This is a genomic window from Herbaspirillum seropedicae, assembly GCF_001040945.1.
GTDB classification, from domain to species: Bacteria; Pseudomonadota; Gammaproteobacteria; order Burkholderiales; family Burkholderiaceae_D; genus Herbaspirillum; species Herbaspirillum seropedicae.
Genome location: NZ_CP011930.1, coordinates 3,980,480 through 4,001,281 on the forward strand (window position 1 = coordinate 3,980,480; position 20,802 = coordinate 4,001,281).

The window sequence follows — 20,802 nt, forward strand, 5'->3', positions numbered from 1 at the left end:
CTCTTTTTATTCGGGGAATGCTGCGAAGAAGCAACTTTTTTCTTGGACTGGTTCCCGAATGCCGCGAGAACACGCTCAACAGCGGCCCTATCCTCGGGCACGCTGCGACGCCCTTGATAATCCCAACGTAGAACTGCACTCATAGCTGACTCCTCAAAAAAACCGACAACAAAGTATTATCGGTTGCATTCGCTTCAGAGAATTATAACCAATCCGGTGGGTTATTTAGCGCCAGTGGCGTTTGAGAAACAAATTTCAACATTTGTGTCACAGTACCGTCAGCCCGGGTATCAAGAGTATGTTGTTCTGTAGCCTCTGCTCTCAATTTCAACAACAATCCGTGCTCAGAAGTTGAAATCAGAAGCTGCCTTGGCATGGGGGCTCCCGCCTCGCCCCACAAGCCAATTGACCGTAACGGATTGTGCTCTCGCTGGTTAGAGCGATCTACCATACCAGCACAAGTAATTGACAATACCGACGAGCCGGGATCCTCTGCCAGAACCGTTGCATATCTCCCTGGCCAACGCAAAGGTAGCTGAGGCCCATCCATCAGCAGCGCCAAAATGAGATTTGGACCGACAGCCCGTATCACTGGCATAGCCGGATCACTACGGGCCAAATCCTCACATACAAGTACTGTCAAAGAAAGATCTTTGCCAATCGAATAAAACGGTAAGTGTCGTTCAGAAATATCAATATCTTCCCACCACTTACTGGATTTGGACGAACGGGCAAATGACAATCCATAACGATCAACCTGACTTTTATCCAATCGCCAGCGGTGATGTTTAGACTGAATACTCGTTAGCCCTCCTGCTCCACCAGGCAAAAAGGAAAAGGTTCTCGCGCTGTTTCTAGCTCTTCCTTTAATATTCTTGAGCGTCCCCGTAATCAAGAGCGGCAAATTTTCTTTTGTCAACGCGGACGCAACCTCGTACGCCAGCTCATCTGAAAGTGCGCACTCAGGCATCACAACGGCATCGATATCCCCGTCTCCCACGATACGCGCTTTTTCGAGCAACGGTTTTATTAGATGTTCAACTAACATCTTCCCACTGATCCTCTTTCGATCCTTTGTCAGTAGCCACATCTGCTTTAGCTTAAAAAATGCAGCCGTGTGCAAACCTTTGGTCAGCTCTACAGGATCCACCGATAATCGAAAAGATTTATCGGGAACAGTAAACGGAAATGGGATGATCAGCAATCTCAAGCCATTTTGAGCAACATTATAAGGTTGAGCCATAAACCACGAAGGCTTAACTTGAGACCTCGCAGGCAGCAGGGCAAGATGGTGACTGAGAGACCGCACCGTACACCCTACTGAAGCCGTAATTGATTTTGGCAAGACCACCGCCATTTCTGGAGGAACAAACGCACATACCGAATAAGGCGTATGAGGCAACTTCGACACTTTGCTATCTGAATCCGGCGTCAGACTCAGCATCGCATAATCGGCAAAAACTGACGGAGGCGACTTAGGTTTGCTGCGATCAGGCTCCCATCCAATCCCCACCGATGCCTCGTCGGCGACAGCAAACATAGTCAAGAGAATCCGTACCAATTCTTCGTGCGCGACAACACCATCTATTGCGTAGGTGCCGTACTTTTTTAATAGCTTTTCCCATAACGCCTGCAAGCGGCGTGGGACGTCAACATCTCTTTTCCACTCATTGGATATTTCTTTGACACGTCTCAAAAATTTCTTGTGCTCTGTGGAATCATCAAGACTGGGACCCGCAAATGTATAACATCCCGACTGCTCGACGATGGTGCCAATCACCGCAAACAAATCTGGCGGCCAGAATGGACATGGCTCCCATATTGCATCACCATTGATAAACGCATCCCGATTGGTGCCGTCTTTCATCAGGGTTTTAATAACTTCAAAAATAGTCAATTTCTCTCCCCGTATATTTTTACTATTTCTGCTTCATCTACGAGTGTAAATAATCTACTTTCAAATGGGTGTTCGACTTAATGAAATGTAGGTGCAGAAAAACTAATTTTAGTATGCCTGTTGAATTGCGTTTACAGATTATCCACTTCTCCCGTTGCGAGCCAAATACAAAGGCCAACTTGACAGGGCCTTTGTATAAAACTCTAGGGATTTCTGACGGTAATCGGAGTGCGAGCGGGTAGTGGCTCCCTAATCCAGTTGGTCGCGGCGAGAGCTCTCTGACCCTCTTCATAAATATTCGGGTTGTTATCTAAAGCACGCAAAGTGACGATAATAATTACCCGTACCGGCTTAGCGAGACGTGGCTCTAATGCTCTTTTGAGTAATGTCGCCTGAAGAGCCCAGTTTGTTCCGGACTTGCCGTTGGGAAAACTTCTGCGATAGATCTTGATCGGAGACCACTTTCCGCCATACTCGACTTGCGCCTGTTCATGGCCGGTAGTTCCAAGCTCACCTTTAGCAGGAACTTGACCCTTAAACTGAATTTTTCCCGTGGCGTCCGGCTCCAGTAAGCCGAATCCAACATCAACGTTAACCCGTACATATTCCGCGCCCGCGTTGGGATCGAGAACGGGTGCGTAAGCAGCCGTGATAATCACTTCGCAATTTAATTTGCCTGCCTTGAATAGCGAGGGGGGAATAGGGAAGGGACTCTTTCGCCATTTTGTAGATTCGGTTATGTCCAACTCGAACATCATCGTGAAGCTCGAGTTTGAGTCATAGAGTACGCTCAGCGGATCTAGAGGAGTCCCAGACCCAAAATACCGCTTCTCTGTCGCAGACCTTTCTGGAGAATTTATTTCAGCGCTATGCACCAGGAGCGCCTTGACGATATTAGGTGTGACAGTAAATCTATGTTTCCGAGCGCCTCCCTCCAATTGTCTCCATGTATGTGCTGCTAGCGCAGATATGATAGGAGTGGCAAAACTGGTACCACACAAAGTAGCAATAGCGCCGCCGGGAGAAAGAACATTTAGGCCAACACCTGTGGCGTCTAAATTATGGTCGGCATTTCCTCCTAAATGGGCGAGATCCGGCTTCGGAGTGAAAAGGGGGCCAGGACCCCGGCGCGAATAGGGCGCAGGCTCGCCAATTTTGACAAGACTTGATGCATTCTCCAAATGCGCAACAGCACCTACAGTTATGGCGCGTACTGAGTCACCGGGACTCGAAAGCCTATCGGACAACGTGTTGTTTGTGACGGGCCAACTACGACGCGGTAGATCAACATAGTTGCCCGCTGCCACAACAAAGAGAACGCCATGCGCATCGCTCAACGCATCTAATTCGCGCCCGAATTCGGTAAATTCCTCGTCTGAGACTTCATTCGCTCCTAGCGACAAATTCCAAATTTTCACGTCGGACGCTTTGGCGACAGCCTCCCTCAAGCGGATAATCAGGTCACCAATGCGCGAACCAGGAACCTCTAGTGCGCATACATCGTGCACACGGCAAGGTGAAGATGGGATTAGCGTATGATTCAAATTCAATCCAGCGCTATCAACTAACAATGAGCCAACTGCCGTGCCGTGCACATAGTCGGTATCCGGCGGGAGGATATAGGTGTCACGCTTCACAATCCACGGATTCAAGATAGCTGTAAGAGGATCAACGCCCGTATCAAAGACCGCAACAACAGGTAAATCAGCGCTTGGTTGTAGAGCCGTGAAAGTAACATGCTGACGAGTGCCGCGAGTGGACGCGTGAGGCCAAACCAATGGCTCGGGCTCAATTCGCCGAATTGCTGGGAACGATGCAAGTAACAGGAAACGTTCTTGGGTGAACTTTTTGTTTGTCTCGACGAAGAAAATGGGAATGCCAGCACTATGCGAAAACTCTTCGTACTGGATATGATTTTCCCGTAGTAATGCCCTGAATTTATTTAAAACGTGGGTACGCTGCTCTACGGAGCTATAGCGGAAAAGTCGGATTTTCAAGCGCCGCTCTGACAAGATCACGGCTTGCCATAACTCCTTCTTCGACATCTCCCTCCATTGCAGAGGGAACCTCCGCTTGAGCCCCCAGGGCTCGAAGCGCTCCACTGCGCTTATGTTGGCTCGCACCGCTTTGACGTTGCGTGTAGCGACTACCCGATCAAGCTTACTTAGGTTGACTTGGGTGGCCGTTACTAACATCTCGTCCATAGCACCGTGGCCTACAGGGGTCATTTCCGCTTCGGCGGCTATGGTAAGAGGGCGATGTGATTTAGCAACTGCAATATCTCTTAGACGAAAAATCAATATGCCAGGTATGTCAGGATGGAGGCTGCTCTCTCTTTCAATCTCCAATGCTGCTTTTTCAATCGTGCGGCGCAAAAATCGCCTAAGCTCAGGTGTAACAGGGACGAGCTCCTTTGCTCCACCCCCACCATTTACTTCTACCGCTGACAGATCAGACGGTTGATACCCAATGTGTGCAATTGGATTGTCCCGAAGAGACTTTTCCCTAACTATGCCCTCTCTTTTCTTCGCCATCCTCTTCCTTTGTTAGTTGTGAAACTTTTCTTATCGAAATTGAATACAGACGCGATAATTCCCTTAATGAAAATATCTTTCGTTCCCACTTCCTTAGCCAACAAATCTCGTCTTCCAATGAAGGTAGAGCGACCCGCTGTACTAATGCCAGAGATAACCCTAGACGCTTGAACAATTCGGCTGGATCAATAGCGGTCGCGCCAGCGAAGATTGCTGTGCGCTTACTATCAAGCACGATCTGTTCTATGAGTGCCCCTGATATCCCCTCAGACTTCTCGGCAAGCAAATCAAAGTCTAGAGCACTGGAAGAAAACTTCCCTAACATTTCCTTCCAGAGCTCTTTTCTTAATTGAAAATCTGGTAGCGGAAGTGGCACCCTAAAAGGAAATCTTCGCCATATCGCGCTGTCCAGAAGTTGATCATGATTTGAAGCCGCAACCACTATCGTATTCTCGGACAAGGCGTCGAGGTTCTGAAGTAGAGATATAACGACTCGCTGGAGTTCTCCAACGTCTCTCTCATTGCCACGCGCGCTACCTAACGCATCAAACTCATCCAGGAACAATACACACGGCCTTTGTTCAACGTATTCAAAAACCTGTCGCAAATTTTTACTTGTTTGGCCTAACAAGCTGCTTATTAGCGTGTCGCAACGTACTGTTAGTAACGGAAGTTTTAGTTCACCCGCAATCCAACGCGCAGTCTGAGTTTTCCCCGTGCCTGGTGCTCCGTAAATCAATAGTCTAAGAGGTGACGCTGCCTCAGACGCTTGGAGCGCATCGTAATATCGAACCGTGTTAAGAAATTCTCTGATTCTAGAATCTACACCACTTGGAAGATACAGTTTCACTGCATCAACCATAGGATGACTTACATCAACCGTATGCATTCGACTTTCGGTGTCGATCGGTAGGCCAGTAGAAATTCTTCCAGCGTCTTGCGCATGAGCTATACCTGTCGGTGCTCTTGCCAGCCTTTCGCGAACCCGCAAAGCCTGTTCCCGATTCCCTTCTTGCTCTAATTTGTCCGCTAGAAGGCCTGCATAATTGGCGGCCATGCTCGAGTTTGCCCGCAAGGCCCCATCAATAATCTTCAAGATTTCTGAGAGGTGCGGAAATACTTGAGTGTCTGTTTTTGACATAATTAACTCCAAATTAGTGCACATCGTAACGGATTAAGAGCATTTCGTCTCGGTTTTCGATGGTTTTGTTTCGCGACTCGATGTCGCGCGACGTTATTTTACTGTATAAAAACACAGTAACATATCTGCGTCCAATGTTTGGCGTAAGAAACAGATGATTTCCCTTTTTGTAGCGGGAATTGGTTTCTTTTTTGAAATAATTCTCAAAAGAAATTTTGCACTTGCGCGCTATCCGACATAGGCGCGTTAGGTGGGAAGGGCATAGGAAGCTTGTTCCTGCTGTGCTGGCAACGGAGAATTGCTAATTGAGCATCAGGGGCGATACCATATACAAAATTGCGTTCGCGTTTTTCACCGAACGGTAGAGATTACTATCGCATTTCGCAACGGAAGTTCTTTTCCACAACTCCAGATCGAGCGGGACTATAACCGGCTTTGTGAGCCGCTGACTTTTTTGAATTTGTGGAGCAAGAATCCACATAAACTATTGATCTAATGAAATTACTTCTAGATTTTCCGTCCCTTGGGCAGGCGCGCTATGTTAGCTTCACTCGCTGTTTCTAAACAACAAATTCCGCCCGTGATTTGAATATACAAACGCCCGCACAATGCGGGCGTTTTTTCTTGCAAGTTCGATGTCCGCTGCTGGCCGATTGCGGACATTGATTCTCTATAGCCGCCCAGCTCCATGTCCGTCGAACATAGTGCAAATGTGAAATTGCCTTATTGACGTCGTTGGATGAACTCAAGCAATTCCTGGAAAAAGTCCACCTTCAGTTCCGAACCATATAGATCTGATGCTTGCATAAACCTATAGTAATCAGACAGGCACCGCTCCGCCAACTCGAACCTTGATTTTGTAGACGACACCAAATAAGCGATCTGGCAAAAGCGAGCAAAATGACTTGAATCATATCTCCATTCAAATGGAGGAATATTCGACAAGTAAATATCGAGCAACTGTTCCTCAGACCGCACCGACAACAACACCTGTTCCATAAACAATTTGAACGGGCCTGAGAATATATCCGGCAAATCTGGTTCCTTTGTACTCAGATTCAGGCGGTAGTTTATAGAGTCCCATATCAGCGGCCAAGTGAACCAACAAGCCGGTCTCTCTTTATTCATCTGATCAATTGCCAATCGTATTTCAAAAGGTAAATACGGCATCTGATGCGCAAAAAAAGAGCGGACGGATGAAGCGTTAAAACCAAAATCGAATTCATATCTTTGAGTCCGTGAAAGATAACGGACTGCTAAAAGTGACTCAACGTCGGTACCACGAGAGCCATTGCAAACGAAGTAACTTATGTCACTCGAATTGACCTTCTGCTCAGGAAGAAACGAAAACCCCAGGCCCTCAAGTTGCTCGATCACTATGCGATGTTTTTTCATTCGACGTTAAAGTCAAAAACTGTAATTTTTGAAGTGATGTTGAAAGTCGGCCTCTGGCCGATAACAGACATCTTTAGCGATTCACAAGGAGAACGATTGCCGAAAAGATCATGCCCCAAAACACCAAAACGCCTGCCAACCCCATCAGCATGAGAATTTGGCTCAGATAACGTAGGTCTGACCGGGATTGGCGGAATTTATCATTTATTATTGCAAGGAATAGGATGGCGAACCCCGAACAAATCGTGAAGAAGATGGTGCCGCTGATACCGTCCGAAACAGCCCGGTTCCCCGCTTTCAACCACCAGGAATAGGACCGATCCATGAAGCTCATTACAGTTAGCCATTGAATCGCTATAAAGACGGTCGCAAGGACCAGTCCAATTTTTGTCTTCATTGAAAATGAGGAAGTTTAATTACAGGCCTTTTACCAATAGGACTACGCCAAGGACCATTCCTGGCTGATTGCGGACTGTACAAGTGCGATTCGTTGAGAGGTTCCTGAGACGTCTGCTTCTGGCCGTTAGTGGACCTTTTTTGACGAACTGTTGCGAACATAAGATGAAGTTCGCAGCAGCTAATTAACAAATCTCTTTCTCAATCCAACGGACGTCGCTCGGCGCCAGGGTTTTCCAGTCACTATCATCTACACCGAACTGCGAAGCGGCCTCTACACGTGCTTCGGCTAACGATGTGTAAAGGTGATCACCTTCGCTACCACCTGGTTCCGGATATTGTGTCCGATAACGAATCAGCAGCCAGACATAATCTCCACATTCGTCCGCAAGCGGCGCGAGTACGAGAGAACCTATTTCAAGGTTGTGCGGCATTGGGCGAAGATTATCAGCAACTTGCCATTGTGGGAGAGATTCAAATTGGCTCACGGTCAAGTCGCTTCGATCAGTAAATGATCCCAAAATGATTGAATCGTCGATCCATGTTTGGAATGGAGTGCTCCTGGCCGATTGTCAATCACGCCGGTTTCGGCAACGGACTACCATCCTCAAAAACACCTAGTTCAGTACGTGCCATGAGAACCAGTTTCTCAATCAGCGAAAATGGTAGCTCGTCGATAAACAAAGAGACTGTCAGCGAATGATCAGCATCGCATCTGAAGACTTCGGCAAGGACTTTTCCAATGGGATCTACTAGCTCCACGCCTAGGCCATCACGGATAACGTCCGACGCAATCTGAAACCGATATTCCATACTGCCCTTTCTAAAGATTCGGAACGTCCGCTAATGGCCGATAGAAGACGTCATATTCCATGTCTTTAGCAAGTCTGTTCGCACTGGGAGCCTATGCCGCCGAACGTTGCGAGAGAACAAAAAACATTTCCTCTTCATTCTCGTCAAATGCCGCATCATGTCGGAATCCGACTTACCAGTCGTACGCTTCACCCTCATCGCCTACGATGACGGCCCCTAGAGCAAAAGCGAGCTTAGCCGCTGCGACATGCGTTAGGTCTCTGGAAGACTGAATGTTCTCCGTAGCTTTGAATGAAACTTGGCCATGCATGAAATGGAAGCAAGGCACCCATTGCCCCATCTCTAAAAGTATTTCTGCGGTGCCGGCATGACTATCAATGGAGATTACTTCACCGCTTGAAGGATTCACGGCGGACGTGTTTTTACTGGCAAGCCTGACTCCGTCCAACTGGCTCACCGCGGCATTCCACTCGTCAATGGTCAGAGGATGATGCTTCCGCTCGATGTGAAGTTCGTAAGCCATTTTTCTTTAGTTAATTTGTTAGCCATTGGATTGCCGAGGGCCTTTTCCCATGTAGTCCGATTCTGGCCGTTTACGGACGTCCATCGGAAACGAACTGACTCAGCAAGCTCCGTGAATTTTCGCTGCCAATGACGCCAAATTCTCTAATGCATGAGATTGATAAGATCTGCCGCTTCAGCTTAAGACAGAATCCCCCCGCCAATCACCATGCCGAGAATTCCTAAGATATAAGCCAACAGGAATTTCCCATAGAAGCCGTGCCTTTTAGCAATCAAGAAGGCATATCCTGGAATCACAAAACACAACACGCCTTTTGAAGCACTTACCGTAAACGTCTTAAGCGTCACATATACCTGTGCGGCCACCATTACCGCCAGCCCCACAAGCAACACTCCCGTTCCTACTGTACTCATTACCCCACCCTTTTTATCAATTTAGGAATCAACCATGTGAGTTTAATTGATTAAATTCCTGTGAGGCAATAATTTGGCGCGACTGTGCACTCAAATGCCAGATCTTTAAGGCCTGCAGTCTTTGAACTTATGATCACTTCCCGGAGAGGGGCGGATTTGGCATGGATCTTCGGAATGGAAGATAGCCAGACCGTACTTTCGAACGAAGGCGGTTATGCTTTGATCAACGTCCGTTTCTGGCCGGAAGCGGCCTTATTGAAATGTCGTTTTGACAAGTGCTGCCCAGTCTGACTTTGCCTCTTCACCGGACAAGAATATCTTTATCGTTGGAGCCCAAAATTCCCCCTCCCTTACGGCACACTCCAAGGTCGAATCTTGGAACGTGAAGACATAGTGAACTAGGTCTGCCATAAATCTGCTGCTGCCATAAATCTGCTGCTGTCATGATTTGGATGCACAGCGTTCCGTCGATCAAGTTCAGCAAGCCAGGAAGAATTCTCGATCCGATGAACGCTGTAGCGCTTTAGACCGAACTGGGCAAGTGGATGCCCACCTAGTGCCTCATCGTTTGGAGATCCAAAGCGGAATGAATTGACCAATGGAAATTGAATCAGGGCGATTTCATCTCTTTGGGTGAAGTATCGCAAACACAATTTTGTCTCGGTCGCTAATAAAGTGACTTCAGAGGAACTACTTGGTATGGGCCAAGAATCAAGCAAAATGACAATCGGCGATGGCATGGTTTCCTATTCTATTAAGACGTGAGCGGCTGCTTATGGCCGATGGAAGACGTCAGTTCATTGAGCCGTCATTATCCTTCCGCGAAAACTACGGCATCCTAATCGGGAACATACCTAAGATATTTCTCAGTAAGAAATGGTTGATTCCAGGATCTGTCCAAAATCGTGTTTTTGCAAGTCCAACTTCGATATATTCCGCTCGCTTCTTCAACTCCTGCGGATGTAAATTACCGTCGTTCGCGGTTGATACTTCGCCTAAATTATCGAGCTCGACTGATGCAAATACGCCATCAATTCTACCGAGCAAAAACCTGGCAGTAAGCACCGTCCAGACATCGTCATTGAGCCAAAAGATAAGCAATGGCTGTTCGTACCCCTCTGTTGCATCGAGTATCTTCCTCGCCGCCACTTCGTTCGAAATTAAAAAACCATTCCACAAACAAGATTCAAGGCGATTTTTTCTCGCACGCCACAATATCCGATTTTCATACCATTCCAATTTCTTCATTTCAGAGAAATTACTAAATTTTTGATCATAGGATTGACCACTTCTGGCCGATTGCGGTCTTCACGAATAGCCGTCTTAACTGATCACTGATCCTAGCTTCTTAAATTCTCGGCATATTCCAAAGAGCAGGTAAATCAGAGAAGTGCCCCCATTCAGACCACGATGCGCTAGCTTGATCTACGGGTCTTGAGGCTAACCTCCATTCAGGAGGGTCTGGAAAACCATGCCAAGTATTTTGGATCAGGATCAGATCCTCGCTATCAAAAGTGGCATAGAAAGCAATCTCATTCGATACAAACCAATCACGGCTTTGTCCAAAAATACCTTTCTGCGGGAAGTTATCGAACGGAGTAGCCAACCAAGAGATCTTCTTCATTGCACGCTCGTGGAAGCCTAATTCTTGTGCATCCGCGGTCGCTCCTTCTATATCCAATGGGATCGGCTCCCATTCAGGCGATACGTCGTCTCGGCGGTAAATGCTCATAGAGTCTCAACATAGGGGGGGAAGACAGCTTCTGGCCGATTGCGGACCTCGGCAGATCATAGTGAATATGCGCGCTTTCTCCAGAAGCGATAACCACTAACAAAGAAAATTACTCCAGAACCAAATGCCAACCAGATAGATTTACCGATGATTGGAGAGTCTGCTGGCAGATCTAACATCCTTGCACCAAGAAACGGCAAATACCAAGCACCGAAGAAAACACACAACCACGCGAGCATTAGACATGCAAACACTAATTTCCCGAAAAATGTGTAATCACGAGGCGGAGACGATAGCAACTGAATGAAGTCATTTTGCGTGGTTAGAGGAATGCCGGCCTCAGTATGCCGATGCGCGCATATGCCCACGCCCAAAGGGATAAACACCACGGCACCAGTCGTTGCACCAAGAAATAAAATTACAAAGTCGGTCATCTGTAAAAATTAATAAGTAACAATGACGGCTTCTGGGCACCACCTAACAGCTATCGATGGCATGCAGCTTCGAGGTTGCGTGATAAGTCCCCGGGAAGAACATCGTATCCGGTTGCTCGTTCGCCTGACCAGTTCAAGCCTGCCAATAGACCATCGTTCTCCAAACCAGGAATCCAGCGAGCGAAAAATTCATCCAGACTGATTGCAACGATTTTGAAACCAAAATATGCCGAGACATTCTTCACGACCAAAGTCGCTCTGGATTCAGACGACCAAAACGGTATTGCCCGGCCGCTGCTAGTTGATTTTGGCGCAGGAAAACCTGCAGCGTCTCTTATTGTCCAAATTACCTTCGACGCCGCGACTTCGGAATAGAACGCAGTTGCGTGAGCTGATGAAATCCCCATTTCTTAAATTTTTATCAATAATTAAAGGTAGCACCTGGCCGATTGCGGACATTGGAGACTTTAGCAAACAATCGCATTCTGGAACGAAAATTCCGCTTCGCAATTTTTAAACGACCGAGGCCCAATAAGGGCTTACGAGGCTCTAAATTTCTCAATTGCGAAGCAAAAATCGGCCTAGCTATCTGATTTCTATAGTTTTCGCACCGGACTTGTAATCAGGCGCTCCGCACGAGAAAACGCCCGCGACCTGCGGGCGTTTTTTGCGCTGAGGATGTCCGCTTCTGGCCGGAAGCGGACCTTAAAACATCTGTTAAGAATATTCTTCAGAAATTACATATGCGTGTCTGGCTTGATCAATCAGGAGCACGCCTCCCCACAGCGCTGCAACAATGATCCATGCAAGTAGTGCACTCCTTCTTTTTTCAGCAGTGCGGATGATGCGAAAAAACGATATCACGTGCATCACCAAAATGATGAGGAGAAATGGCCAAAGTACGAAGAATACATAGAAGGCATCTCCCGGACCGCCAGGAGTTCCCTCCTCACCATCGATTGGCCATATGCGAGATGCTAGTAGCAAGTAAAGCGCCATTCCAGCAAGGTTGCAAAGAGTCCAAGTCGAGTACGTAGGCAATGGTTTGCTCGGGAGTCGCATAGAAAATATCTGGTTCTTCGGATATGCAATTTATGACCGCAAGAGCTAGGGCTACAGGAGTCCGCTTCTGGCCGTAAGCGGGCGTCCATTAAGTCAGATTTCATTCCGAGCTCCCGTCCTCACGCCAATATTTCCATTCACCGGACTCGACTCCGTGCTCATACTGGCCCTCTGCTGCCAATTGACCATTTTTATGAAAATCGCGCCAAGTGCCGTGCTCATGGCCGTCAACATAATTCCCGTCGGACTGCAACTCGCCCGATGGATAGTAGGCGCGGAAGAGACCGTGCCTCAGCCATCTTGAGCCATCTCGTGAAAGATAGCGAGAATATCGAAACTTCAATTCGCCAGTCTCGTAGGGGATTTCTGCAATGTTCAGTTCCGCCATGGTGTTAGATCGTTAATGGATCGGGGGCTTACTCATAGTTTTTCTGGCTATTTCATCGCTCTATGCTTTAACCGACGTCCGCTTCTGGCCGATAGCGGAATAAATGCGAAGTTAGTCCGGGCGATCCTACTTGGCCCGCATCTCGTCGGAGACGAAGCCGAGGTCGCAGACGGAACAATAATACCCCTCAACAAATTGCTCCAGAGGTGCATCGCTGATTTTCTCTGGATTGCATTCATCCACTGCGAGTTGATCCTTGCGCCTATACCCAGCGCGCTCCTCTAAAAATAGGGCCTTCGGACTCGCTCGACCAATGAGGACTGTTTTCCTACGGACATGCGTGCTTGAGCCGCATTTTGGACAGGTGTCAGTATTTTTCATCACCATATTCCCCCAAGACTTGAGTGCTTTCCAGCACAGATATTGTCCGATTGCGGATGCAGTGCATCGCACTTTATCACCGCCCGCGACGCCTGCCTATTTGAGGGTAATTAGACGAAAGCCATTCCAATTAAATCAAGTACTTACCGATGCCTGCTAATGGTTTGAATAGCCCGGCCTCCCCACCCTAACCTGCTGTTTGTTATAAATTGTCAGCCACTAGGGTAGCCATTCCGCAATCAGTAGTTCGACGGTTCGACTCCGCCCGTCAGCGCCAATAAGATCAAGCAATCAAGCCAACTCTTCGGAGTTGGCTTGATTGCGTTTCAGCCCGGTGCAGGCAATGCATAGATTGTTGCGAAGACCTGGAACTTAGGCCGGTTGACCAGATTTTGCAATTGGCTTCGGGTGTTGGTCAGAAACCCCAGGATCCAGGGCACTAGAACTCTCAGACTGCTCAAGCGCAGTAATTTTTAACTGGGCGGTCCATATGCCCATACTGCGCAGGCTGGCAAAGTCAGGATAGACGTTTGCAGTATCCCTCAGCAATTCGACCCTCTTTCCCTTTTTCAGCTCTATGGCCAATCGCCAACCGCCGCCAATTTCATAGCCAACGATCATTACTTCAAACCCGCGGTAGGAATAATTAAAGGTCAATGAAGCCACAAGCGGCCCTTAGGGTTTAGGCGGGGGAGTCGCGGGTGTCGCGCCTCCGTCTGCACGTGGAATGGGTGCGCGGCTTAATAACGTTGTGTGTGATTAAGTATTATCGCCAGCTCTGCAGATACATCACAGAATGATGGGTTTCGCTTTCCTGCAATATAAGAACTATTGCAGATAACTACAAGCTCAACAGGGAAGACTCAGGCCGCAGGAAAGCGTTTCTCGTCTCGACCAATACCTCTGCCATCATCACGAGTTCCTGAAGGGCGCGGCCTTGGCTTGAACGGTGACCCGAGAGGTGTGTTCACTGGCAAGAGTCCCGCCAGACGGAGCGGCGAGAAACTGTTTTTTCAGACCGGAGCGATGTTCGGAAGCGAACATGTGGACTCTCCCCAAAGACCGCAGGCCATCATCGTTGCGTTATAGAGCTGCTGACCGCTCAGACGATCAACCGCCCGCGCATCAAAGTCCCGCAGAAAAATAGCCGGCCCGGCTGGCAGCCATTGCCATGCGTAAGCTTGCGAACGATTCCGTTTGCTGAAGAAATTTTCTAAAAAAGCTACCAACTGTACACCGACCTTCGCTCTTTTGTTTAATTACTCGTTTTTATTGTGGAATAACACACACACTTTTGCTCTTAGGGAAAATTCGAGAACTCCATATGGTCTGATCTTGAAGGGTTTAGCCAGGAAGGATAACACTCGGATTTTTGATATGGATTAAATAGCTCGCATTCAATTTCAACCATAAAAGGGGGTTCCATGTTCAAACACATGAAAATCGGCACGAAGCTTGCGCTGGGGTTCGGGGCGCTGGTCGTTCTCACCATTCTCGTCTCGGGCATATCGTTAAGCAGTATTCGCGCCCTGACAAGTTCGATCAAAGCCGTTCTCGCTGTACAAGATCAAAAGTTGGCGCCCTTGTATGCTGCGCGGGAAGCCCTGGATCAGACTGGCATCGCCGCTCGTAATGCCTATGTTTTCCGCAGTGACGCCGACGCTCAGAAAGAGCTGGCGATCGTGGATGAGCAGAAGCAGTTATATCTGAAGGCCATCAAAGATCTCGGGCCCCTGTTCGCCGGGAACAAGGAATTTGAAAAAGTGCGATCCGGGATGTTGCAGATGGCGGAAGAACTCAAGCGTCCTCGGCTCTATCGCGAAAGCGGGAGATCCGAGGAGTATCGTGATTTCCTTGTCAATGAATGCAGCCCTTTGCGGCGCCAGATCGTCTCGGATATTGGGACCGTCCTTGCTCAGGTAGAAGCGGAAAACAACAGGGCCCAGGATGCGACGGACAAAATGGCCCAACTGGCCGCTCTTACCGTTGCAGTGTTGACGCTCGTTGTGGTCGTCATTTCCATCCTCATCGCCGTCCTTCTTACACGAGGGTTGCTGAAACAACTCGGCGGAGAACCGACGTACGCGGCGCAGATCGCGCAGCAGATCGCCGACGGCGATTTGACCGCAAACGTCCAGACCAAAACTGGAGACAACTCCAGCCTCTTGTTTGCCATCAAGAACATGCGTGACAGTCTGGTGTCGATTGTTGCCCAGGTCCGGCAAGGCACTTTCACTATCGAACAGGCCTCCTCTGAGATCGCTTCAGGCAATCTTGATCTCTCGTCGAGAACCGAACAACAGGCCAGCTCGCTGGAAGAAACGGCGTCCGCCATGGAAGAGCTGATGACCACCGTCAAACAAAACGCTGACAACGCAAAACAGGCAAGTCAGCTTGCCGTTTCTGCTTCAGAGGTCGCCAGTCAAGGAGGCGAAGTGGTCGCCCAGGTGGTGACGACGATGGATGGCATCAACGCGTCTTCGCGAAAGATCGTGGACATCATCAGTGTCATCGACGGTATCGCCTTCCAGACGAATATCCTTGCACTCAATGCGGCGGTGGAAGCCGCCCGTGCAGGGGAACAAGGACGCGGCTTTGCGGTTGTGGCATCGGAGGTCCGCAGTCTGGCGCAGCGCAGCGCGACCGCGGCGAAGGAAATTACCGAATTGATCAATGATTCAGTCAGCCAGATCGAGCGTGGCAGCAGCCTGGTGGAGCAAGCTGGGCAAACCATGGAGAACGTAGTCAACAGCGTCAAGCGGGTGACGGATGTGGTTGCCGAAATATCAATGGCCAGCCAGGAACAGAGCCACGGGATTACCCAAGTCAATACCGCGATCACTCACATGGATGAGGCCACGCAACAAAATTCGGCACTCGTGGAAGAAGCCGCCGCAGCAGCCAATTCCATGAAGGAGCAGGCTGGTGCATTGTCGGGGCTGGTCGCGACCTTCCGACTGGATGCCCAACAAGCACGCCAATCAGGCTATTCCCAAGCGTCCGCGCCCGCTCACGCCCATCACGTGACGGGAAATCTGCCCCTACTTAACTAGGATTCTGCGCCTTTTTGAATTGAATAAACGAACGCCCGCACCAAGCGGGCGTTCTGCCAAGGAAGCGAGGCAATTATCTCGGCCTCCCCCTGTAGGGACATCCCTAGCGCTCGGCTATCAGGTTCTTCCCGATATAGCTCATCGGTTCAACCGTGTATAAAGAGCGAGATAAACAGGGAGGGCGCATGCTGGAGGCAGTGTGGGAAAAGATAGTTGATCGTTATGTGCAGGAAATCCGTGCATTAGGAAATAAGGCGGAACAGGGGGAACTGGTAGGCGATCTGGTGCGAAAGAAAGTAAGAAAATGCCTGATTGAGATGCATGCATCAGGTGCGGAGCCGGAAGATATCCGAGCGATCTTTGGCAGTCTGGAAATTCAAGCCCGCGTCCCCTGCCCGGTTTCGGAGCCGAGATTATTTCAGCTGCTGACCGCAGCAAGAGCGCATGCCGAATTTCTGCTATTCATTGAAGAAAACCGCAAATCATGTGCTCGCTCGGATGGAAAGGGCGAAGACCTCGGCCCTTTTCATTAGGCGGTTTCGATATGGTCGACAGGCACAGCAATTCTTACCTTGGGGCCTGAACATTCTCGCCGCACTTTCAACTGCGTATATAAGCGCCCAATCCTGCCACCAACGCCGCAAATGTCACAGCGCAGCGTGGACTCGCTCGCAAATCCTCATGCATGGCTACCCAGGTTTCCATCTTGAGTGCGAATTGCCTGGGCAGAAGACGCACCAGGGCAACGTCCCTCGCCGCTAGCGCCACCTGGCAGATGCCGATGCCGAAGCCGGCGCGAATGGCGGCCAATTGCGCCAGATCGCTGTCGGTGCGCAAGGCCAGGGCGGCGCGCGACAGCCAGGGGATTTGCTTCAGTACGTTGCGCACATAGGCGCTTTCCTGGTCGAAGCCGATGAGCGTATGATCGGCCAGCGCGTCAACCGATTTCGGTGCGCCGTGGACCGTGAGGTAGGACTGGTGGGCATGCAGCCCCAATTCAATGCTGCCCAGCCGCTTGGCGACCAGCGCATCCTGCGCCGGCCGGAACATGCGCACGGCGATATCCGCCTCTCGCTGCAGCAAGTCATCGGCCTTGTTTGACAGGACCAGTTCGACGCGCAGCTCCGGATGTCGATGCCTGAGCGCCGCCAGGATAGGCGGCAGCACTTCCACGCTGATGACTTCGCTGGCGGTCAGCCTGACCGTACCGCGTACTTCCTTACCCTGGCTACTGGCAGCCCGGCGCAACGCGGCCGAGTTGGCGGCAATCGCGGCCGCATAGGGCTTGAGTTCCAGGGCAGCATCGGTGGGCGAAAAACCGTCGAAGGAGCGGACGAAGAGTTTCAGTCCCAGCGTCGATTCCAGGTTTTCGATATGGCGGCCTACGGTCGGCTGCGTCAGGCCCATCTCGCGTCCGGCCGCTGACAACGATCCCGTCTCCAGGACCTTGAGGAAGCTACGGTACCACTCCCAGTTAGGTTCGATATCGGCCATGGTATTAATTAATGTATAGGTGCTAGGCTAATTTATGCAATTTTCATTGGCGCGTCAATTTCGCACAATGGGGTCTCTTCCAACCACACCCTAAGCAAGGAGCATCCCATGTCCAAGATTGCCCTGTTCGGCGCTGCTGGCGCCATCGGTCGAAGCATCGCCTCTGCCATCAGCGCCCAAGGCCAGCATTACCGCGTTGTAGGTCGCAGCGAGGAGACCTTGCGCCAGACCTTCGGAGCAGACCCGCGCGCCGAGATCGTCAGTTGGGACCCCGATTCACCTGCTTCGGTGGAAGCCGCCGCGCACGGCATCGACACGCTGATCTACCTGGTCGGCGTCCACTACACGCGGTTCGAGCTGCATCCCGAACTGATGCGCAAGACCTTGGCCGGCGCCATCAGCGCTGGCGTCAGGCAGATTCTCCTGATCGGCACGGTGTACCCCTACGGTTTGCCGCAGACCACCCCGGTGCGCGAAGACCACCCGCGCGCGCCGCATACCTTCAAGGGGCGCATGCGCAAGGCGCAGGAAGATCTGCTGATGCAAGCGCACACCGAAGGGCGCATCCGCGCGGCCGTGCTGCGCCTGCCGGACTTCTACGGCCCCGGCGTCGAAGCCAGCCTGTTGCATGGTGCGATCAAGGCGGCTGCGCAAGGCGGCACGGCGGACATGATCGGGCCACTGGATCGTCCACACGAGTTCGTGTTCGTGCCTGACGTCGGACCGGTCGTGGCGAAGCTGGTCGGCACCCCGGCTGCATTCGGCAAGATCTGGCACCTGGCTGGCGCGGGCGTGACGACGCAAAAAGCGCTGGTTGCCGAAATGGAGCGCCAGACCGGACGCAAGCTGAAAACCCGTGTGGTGGGAAAAACCATGCTGCGGCTCATCGGCATGTTCAATCCGGTGATGCGCGAGCTGGTGGAGATGCATTATCTGCAGACGCAGCCGGTGATCATGGATGATTCGGCGCTTCAGCAGTTGATCGGACCGATAGAAAAGACGTCCTACGCTGATGGCATCCGCAAGGCGCTCATGGGCTAGGGTAAGTTGGCCATCGGAGTCGCGCGAGGGCCAAGGACGACGATGTCGGGATGACAAGACAACTGTTCCGGTGAAATGCGGGAGAAATTCAGGTTTGTTCCCTCCTTTAAACAGTTAGACTTTTCTCATACTGCCGGTAGCAGATGCCCCCTCAATGCGTGTACTCACGCATTACCTCTCAAGGAACCAATGCGATGATCATTTCCGGCACCCAGGCTTCACCCCAAGCGCCCGCCAAGCTGAGTTCTCCTTTGCCTCAGACCGCAGCAGATCCGGCCACCAGCCAGGCAGAAGATTCGGCCAAGGTCACGATTTCCTCCAAGGCCTTGCAGAAAGCCAGCGACGCTGAGGGAAAGACTGATGAGCTTGCAAGTCCGTATCGTTTGACGGGCCCGGCCACCCTGGTCAGTTCCTTGAACCCCGTCGTTTATCAAATGCCGGAAGCCTTGATAAAGGAAATGGAGGTCCGCGGCAAAGAGGAGGCGGCCCGCAATCAGATCAGCTCGCAGTACGCACGCGATCACCAATACCAGACCGTCGGGCAGGTACTGGTCAACGGCAAGCTATTTGCCGAAGTCAATGATGCTGGCGGTTATGCCTCCGTAAAGAATTCCATTCCCGGGCTGAGTGACGCCGCCCTGAATCCTCAGGAGCGCCTGGAAGAGATCGCCCAAGCCTTGAAGGGCCAAGGAAAGGTGGAAATCAGGTATGCCAATTTTGAGCCCGGCATTGGTGGCTCGGGAGGCCCTGGAGCGCCGGAATCCATGCTCCCATCCTTTACGGCGCGAAACATCCATGACATCTTCGCGGAAGCCATTGAAGCGGCCGGGCGTTTGCGTGCCGCGTCATTGCAAGCGTCAGAGTCCAAGGCTTCGTAGAAGCGGCTGTAATGCCCGACCAAAAGCCCGCTCAAAAAGGCAGCTCCAAGGTGTCAATACGGATATGAACAGCAGGCATTACCCTGCTCGCGATATGAAGCCTGGTCATCCTGCTAGTTGGGCCATTTTATTGAGATGACCTCTTTTGGCCAGTGCAGGCCTTCACGCAATCAGAAATCTTTCCATTGAACTGTCGACAAAGCAGGAGCCGGCTGGAAGTCTTATCCACTTCGAAAATCTTCCTCTTCAGCGAAGCCGAAACAATCGCTTTGATTTATTTCACCGGCACTGTGACTGCGGGCTGAATCACCCGACGGGTCGTTCTATCACCTTCCCATGTTCCCAGTGGCAGCAGTCTGATTTCCGTGCGACCGGCGAATTGCGGATACTTCTTTCTGATGATGGCCAAGTCTCGATCCTGGCGATCCCGGATCTCAGGAGATGCGTCTGCTATTACTGGAAGGCCGAGCACGTTGTTGCCTTCGGCGAGGTTCAGGTGCAGATTGCCAATATATTGGACTTTGCCGGCCTCTACCTGAAACTCCAGGGGGACCATCTTCTCCGATGGCGAAAGGGTATATCCAGCGCTGCGGACTAGACGCCATGATGAGATAGTATGCCTGCCAGCGGGTAATGAAATGGCGAGGACCTGACCATAGCTGTCCTTGAACTGGCTTCCCATACGAATCGTCACATGCTCAGCGAGCGCCTCCAGACGCCTGGCCGGGACAGGCGCACCGGGAATGTCTTCGTCCAGATAGAACATGGCCTGAAAATTTCGGGATCCGATGCGATCAAAGGAAACCGAGGCAATGACGATGCCTTGATCCGGATTGTTATCCAACGAAAAATTGCGATCCACGTTCGATACGGCACAACCAGTCAGCAATATGGCAAGCAGACAAAGAACAGCACTTTTGTAAGACATCTTTATTATTTCCCCCGGGATTATTTTTAGAGAACTGTAGCAGAAAATTTATCTGAGGTGATTCAGTTGCAGATCTGCTTACAGACCTCGGCGGCCGAAGCAAACATCTGCATCCGGCAACGAAAATTCCGCTTCGCGATTTTTACACGACCGATGCCCAATCAGAGCTTGCTAGGTGTCAAATTTCCCCATTGCGAAGCAAAAAAAGCTTATACATCTAATTTTATTGAATTCTGCCCGGGACTTATAATCAAGCGCTCGAGACAAAACGCCCGCAATCCGCGAGCGTTTTAATGTGC

At 50.6% G+C, this 20,802-nt stretch carries 21 protein-coding genes; 4 read left to right on the forward strand and 17 right to left on the reverse strand.

The annotated features are described in order from the left end of the window. Positions 1 to 202 precede the first annotated feature (202 nt). From ACP92_RS24670 to ACP92_RS25100, 15 genes are all read right to left on the reverse strand, one after another. Positions 203 to 1,897: a hypothetical protein gene (locus ACP92_RS24670; protein WP_156181802.1), complete on the reverse strand. Its 1,695-nt coding sequence runs from the start codon at positions 1,895 to 1,897 to the stop codon at positions 203 to 205. Between the two features lie 203 nt (positions 1,898 to 2,100). Beyond that, positions 2,101 to 4,431 (reverse strand): S8 family anti-phage peptidase IteS, encoded by a 2,331-nt coding sequence (gene iteS / locus ACP92_RS17330; RefSeq protein ID WP_013235415.1) that lies wholly within the window; start codon positions 4,429 to 4,431, stop codon positions 2,101 to 2,103. Then, on the reverse strand, positions 4,403 to 5,572 hold the full coding sequence (gene iteA, locus ACP92_RS17335) for an anti-phage ATPase IteA (protein WP_013235416.1): 1,170 nt from the start codon (positions 5,570 to 5,572) through the stop codon (positions 4,403 to 4,405). The genes iteS and iteA overlap by 29 nt, the downstream gene beginning before the upstream one ends. 723 nt (positions 5,573 to 6,295) lie before the next feature. Further along, positions 6,296 to 6,949 (reverse strand): hypothetical protein, encoded by a 654-nt coding sequence (locus ACP92_RS24675; RefSeq protein WP_156181803.1) that lies wholly within the window; start codon positions 6,947 to 6,949, stop codon positions 6,296 to 6,298. 91 nt (positions 6,950 to 7,040) lie between these two features. After that, positions 7,041 to 7,301, reverse strand: coding sequence for a hypothetical protein (locus ACP92_RS17345; RefSeq protein WP_232284861.1), 261 nt, complete (start codon positions 7,299 to 7,301; stop codon positions 7,041 to 7,043). Between the two features lie 247 nt (positions 7,302 to 7,548). After that, on the reverse strand, positions 7,549 to 7,851 hold the full coding sequence (locus tag ACP92_RS24680; RefSeq protein WP_156181804.1) for a hypothetical protein: 303 nt from the start codon (positions 7,849 to 7,851) through the stop codon (positions 7,549 to 7,551). Positions 7,852 to 8,348: 497 nt separating this feature from the next. Continuing rightward, positions 8,349 to 8,699 (reverse strand): hypothetical protein, encoded by a 351-nt coding sequence (locus ACP92_RS17355; protein ID WP_013235421.1) that lies wholly within the window; start codon positions 8,697 to 8,699, stop codon positions 8,349 to 8,351. Between the two features lie 179 nt (positions 8,700 to 8,878). Beyond that, positions 8,879 to 9,112: a hypothetical protein gene (locus ACP92_RS17360; RefSeq protein WP_013235422.1), complete on the reverse strand. Its 234-nt coding sequence runs from the start codon at positions 9,110 to 9,112 to the stop codon at positions 8,879 to 8,881. Between the two features lie 398 nt (positions 9,113 to 9,510). Continuing rightward, positions 9,511 to 9,852, reverse strand: a complete 342-nt coding sequence (locus tag ACP92_RS17365; protein ID WP_013235424.1) for a hypothetical protein — start codon at positions 9,850 to 9,852, stop codon at positions 9,511 to 9,513. An 88-nt stretch (positions 9,853 to 9,940) separates the two neighbouring features. Next, entirely contained in the window at positions 9,941 to 10,360 is a 420-nt protein-coding gene (locus ACP92_RS24685; RefSeq protein WP_013235425.1) for a hypothetical protein, read from the reverse strand. A 100-nt stretch (positions 10,361 to 10,460) separates the two neighbouring features. Beyond that, positions 10,461 to 10,844 (reverse strand): hypothetical protein, encoded by a 384-nt coding sequence (locus ACP92_RS24690; protein ID WP_013235426.1) that lies wholly within the window; start codon positions 10,842 to 10,844, stop codon positions 10,461 to 10,463. Positions 10,845 to 10,900: 56 nt separating this feature from the next. After that, a complete protein-coding gene (locus ACP92_RS24695) occupies positions 10,901 to 11,278 on the reverse strand; it encodes a hypothetical protein (protein ID WP_013235427.1) in 378 nt (125 codons plus the stop codon). A 50-nt stretch (positions 11,279 to 11,328) separates the two neighbouring features. After that, positions 11,329 to 11,685 (reverse strand): DUF2750 domain-containing protein, encoded by a 357-nt coding sequence (locus tag ACP92_RS25315; protein ID WP_013235428.1) that lies wholly within the window; start codon positions 11,683 to 11,685, stop codon positions 11,329 to 11,331. Between the two features lie 755 nt (positions 11,686 to 12,440). Next, on the reverse strand, positions 12,441 to 12,728 hold the full coding sequence (locus ACP92_RS24360; protein WP_013235430.1) for a toxin-antitoxin system YwqK family antitoxin: 288 nt from the start codon (positions 12,726 to 12,728) through the stop codon (positions 12,441 to 12,443). A 753-nt stretch (positions 12,729 to 13,481) separates the two neighbouring features. Next, positions 13,482 to 13,775, reverse strand: coding sequence for a hypothetical protein (locus ACP92_RS25100; protein ID WP_216665927.1), 294 nt, complete (start codon positions 13,773 to 13,775; stop codon positions 13,482 to 13,484). A 758-nt stretch (positions 13,776 to 14,533) separates the two neighbouring features. On the opposite strand from ACP92_RS25100, the gene ACP92_RS17375 reads away from it, so the two are divergent. Together ACP92_RS17375 and ACP92_RS24700 are read left to right on the forward strand one after the other, a co-directional pair. Then, positions 14,534 to 16,162 carry a methyl-accepting chemotaxis protein gene (locus ACP92_RS17375; protein WP_013235431.1) on the forward strand — a complete coding sequence of 543 codons (1,629 nt, stop codon included), beginning with the start codon at positions 14,534 to 14,536 and terminating at the stop codon, positions 16,160 to 16,162. Positions 16,163 to 16,347: 185 nt separating this feature from the next. Then, entirely contained in the window at positions 16,348 to 16,695 is a 348-nt protein-coding gene (locus tag ACP92_RS24700) for a hypothetical protein (RefSeq protein WP_013235432.1), read from the forward strand. A 67-nt stretch (positions 16,696 to 16,762) separates the two neighbouring features. On the opposite strand, the gene ACP92_RS17380 is transcribed toward ACP92_RS24700, so the two are convergent. After that, complete coding sequence (locus tag ACP92_RS17380) at positions 16,763 to 17,656, reverse strand: LysR family transcriptional regulator (protein ID WP_013235433.1); 894 nt, start codon at positions 17,654 to 17,656, stop codon at positions 16,763 to 16,765. A 108-nt stretch (positions 17,657 to 17,764) separates the two neighbouring features. On the opposite strand from ACP92_RS17380, the gene ACP92_RS17385 reads away from it, so the two are divergent. After that, positions 17,765 to 18,697 (forward strand): NAD-dependent epimerase/dehydratase family protein, encoded by a 933-nt coding sequence (locus ACP92_RS17385; RefSeq protein ID WP_013235434.1) that lies wholly within the window; start codon positions 17,765 to 17,767, stop codon positions 18,695 to 18,697. Between the two features lie 194 nt (positions 18,698 to 18,891). Further along, positions 18,892 to 19,575, forward strand: a complete 684-nt coding sequence (locus ACP92_RS17390) for a hypothetical protein (protein WP_041311093.1) — start codon at positions 18,892 to 18,894, stop codon at positions 19,573 to 19,575. Between the two features lie 274 nt (positions 19,576 to 19,849). Here the strand turns inward: ACP92_RS17390 and ACP92_RS17395 are convergent, their stop codons facing one another. Further along, positions 19,850 to 20,503 carry a hypothetical protein gene (locus tag ACP92_RS17395; RefSeq protein ID WP_013235436.1) on the reverse strand — a complete coding sequence of 218 codons (654 nt, stop codon included), beginning with the start codon at positions 20,501 to 20,503 and terminating at the stop codon, positions 19,850 to 19,852. Positions 20,504 to 20,802 lie beyond the last annotated feature (299 nt).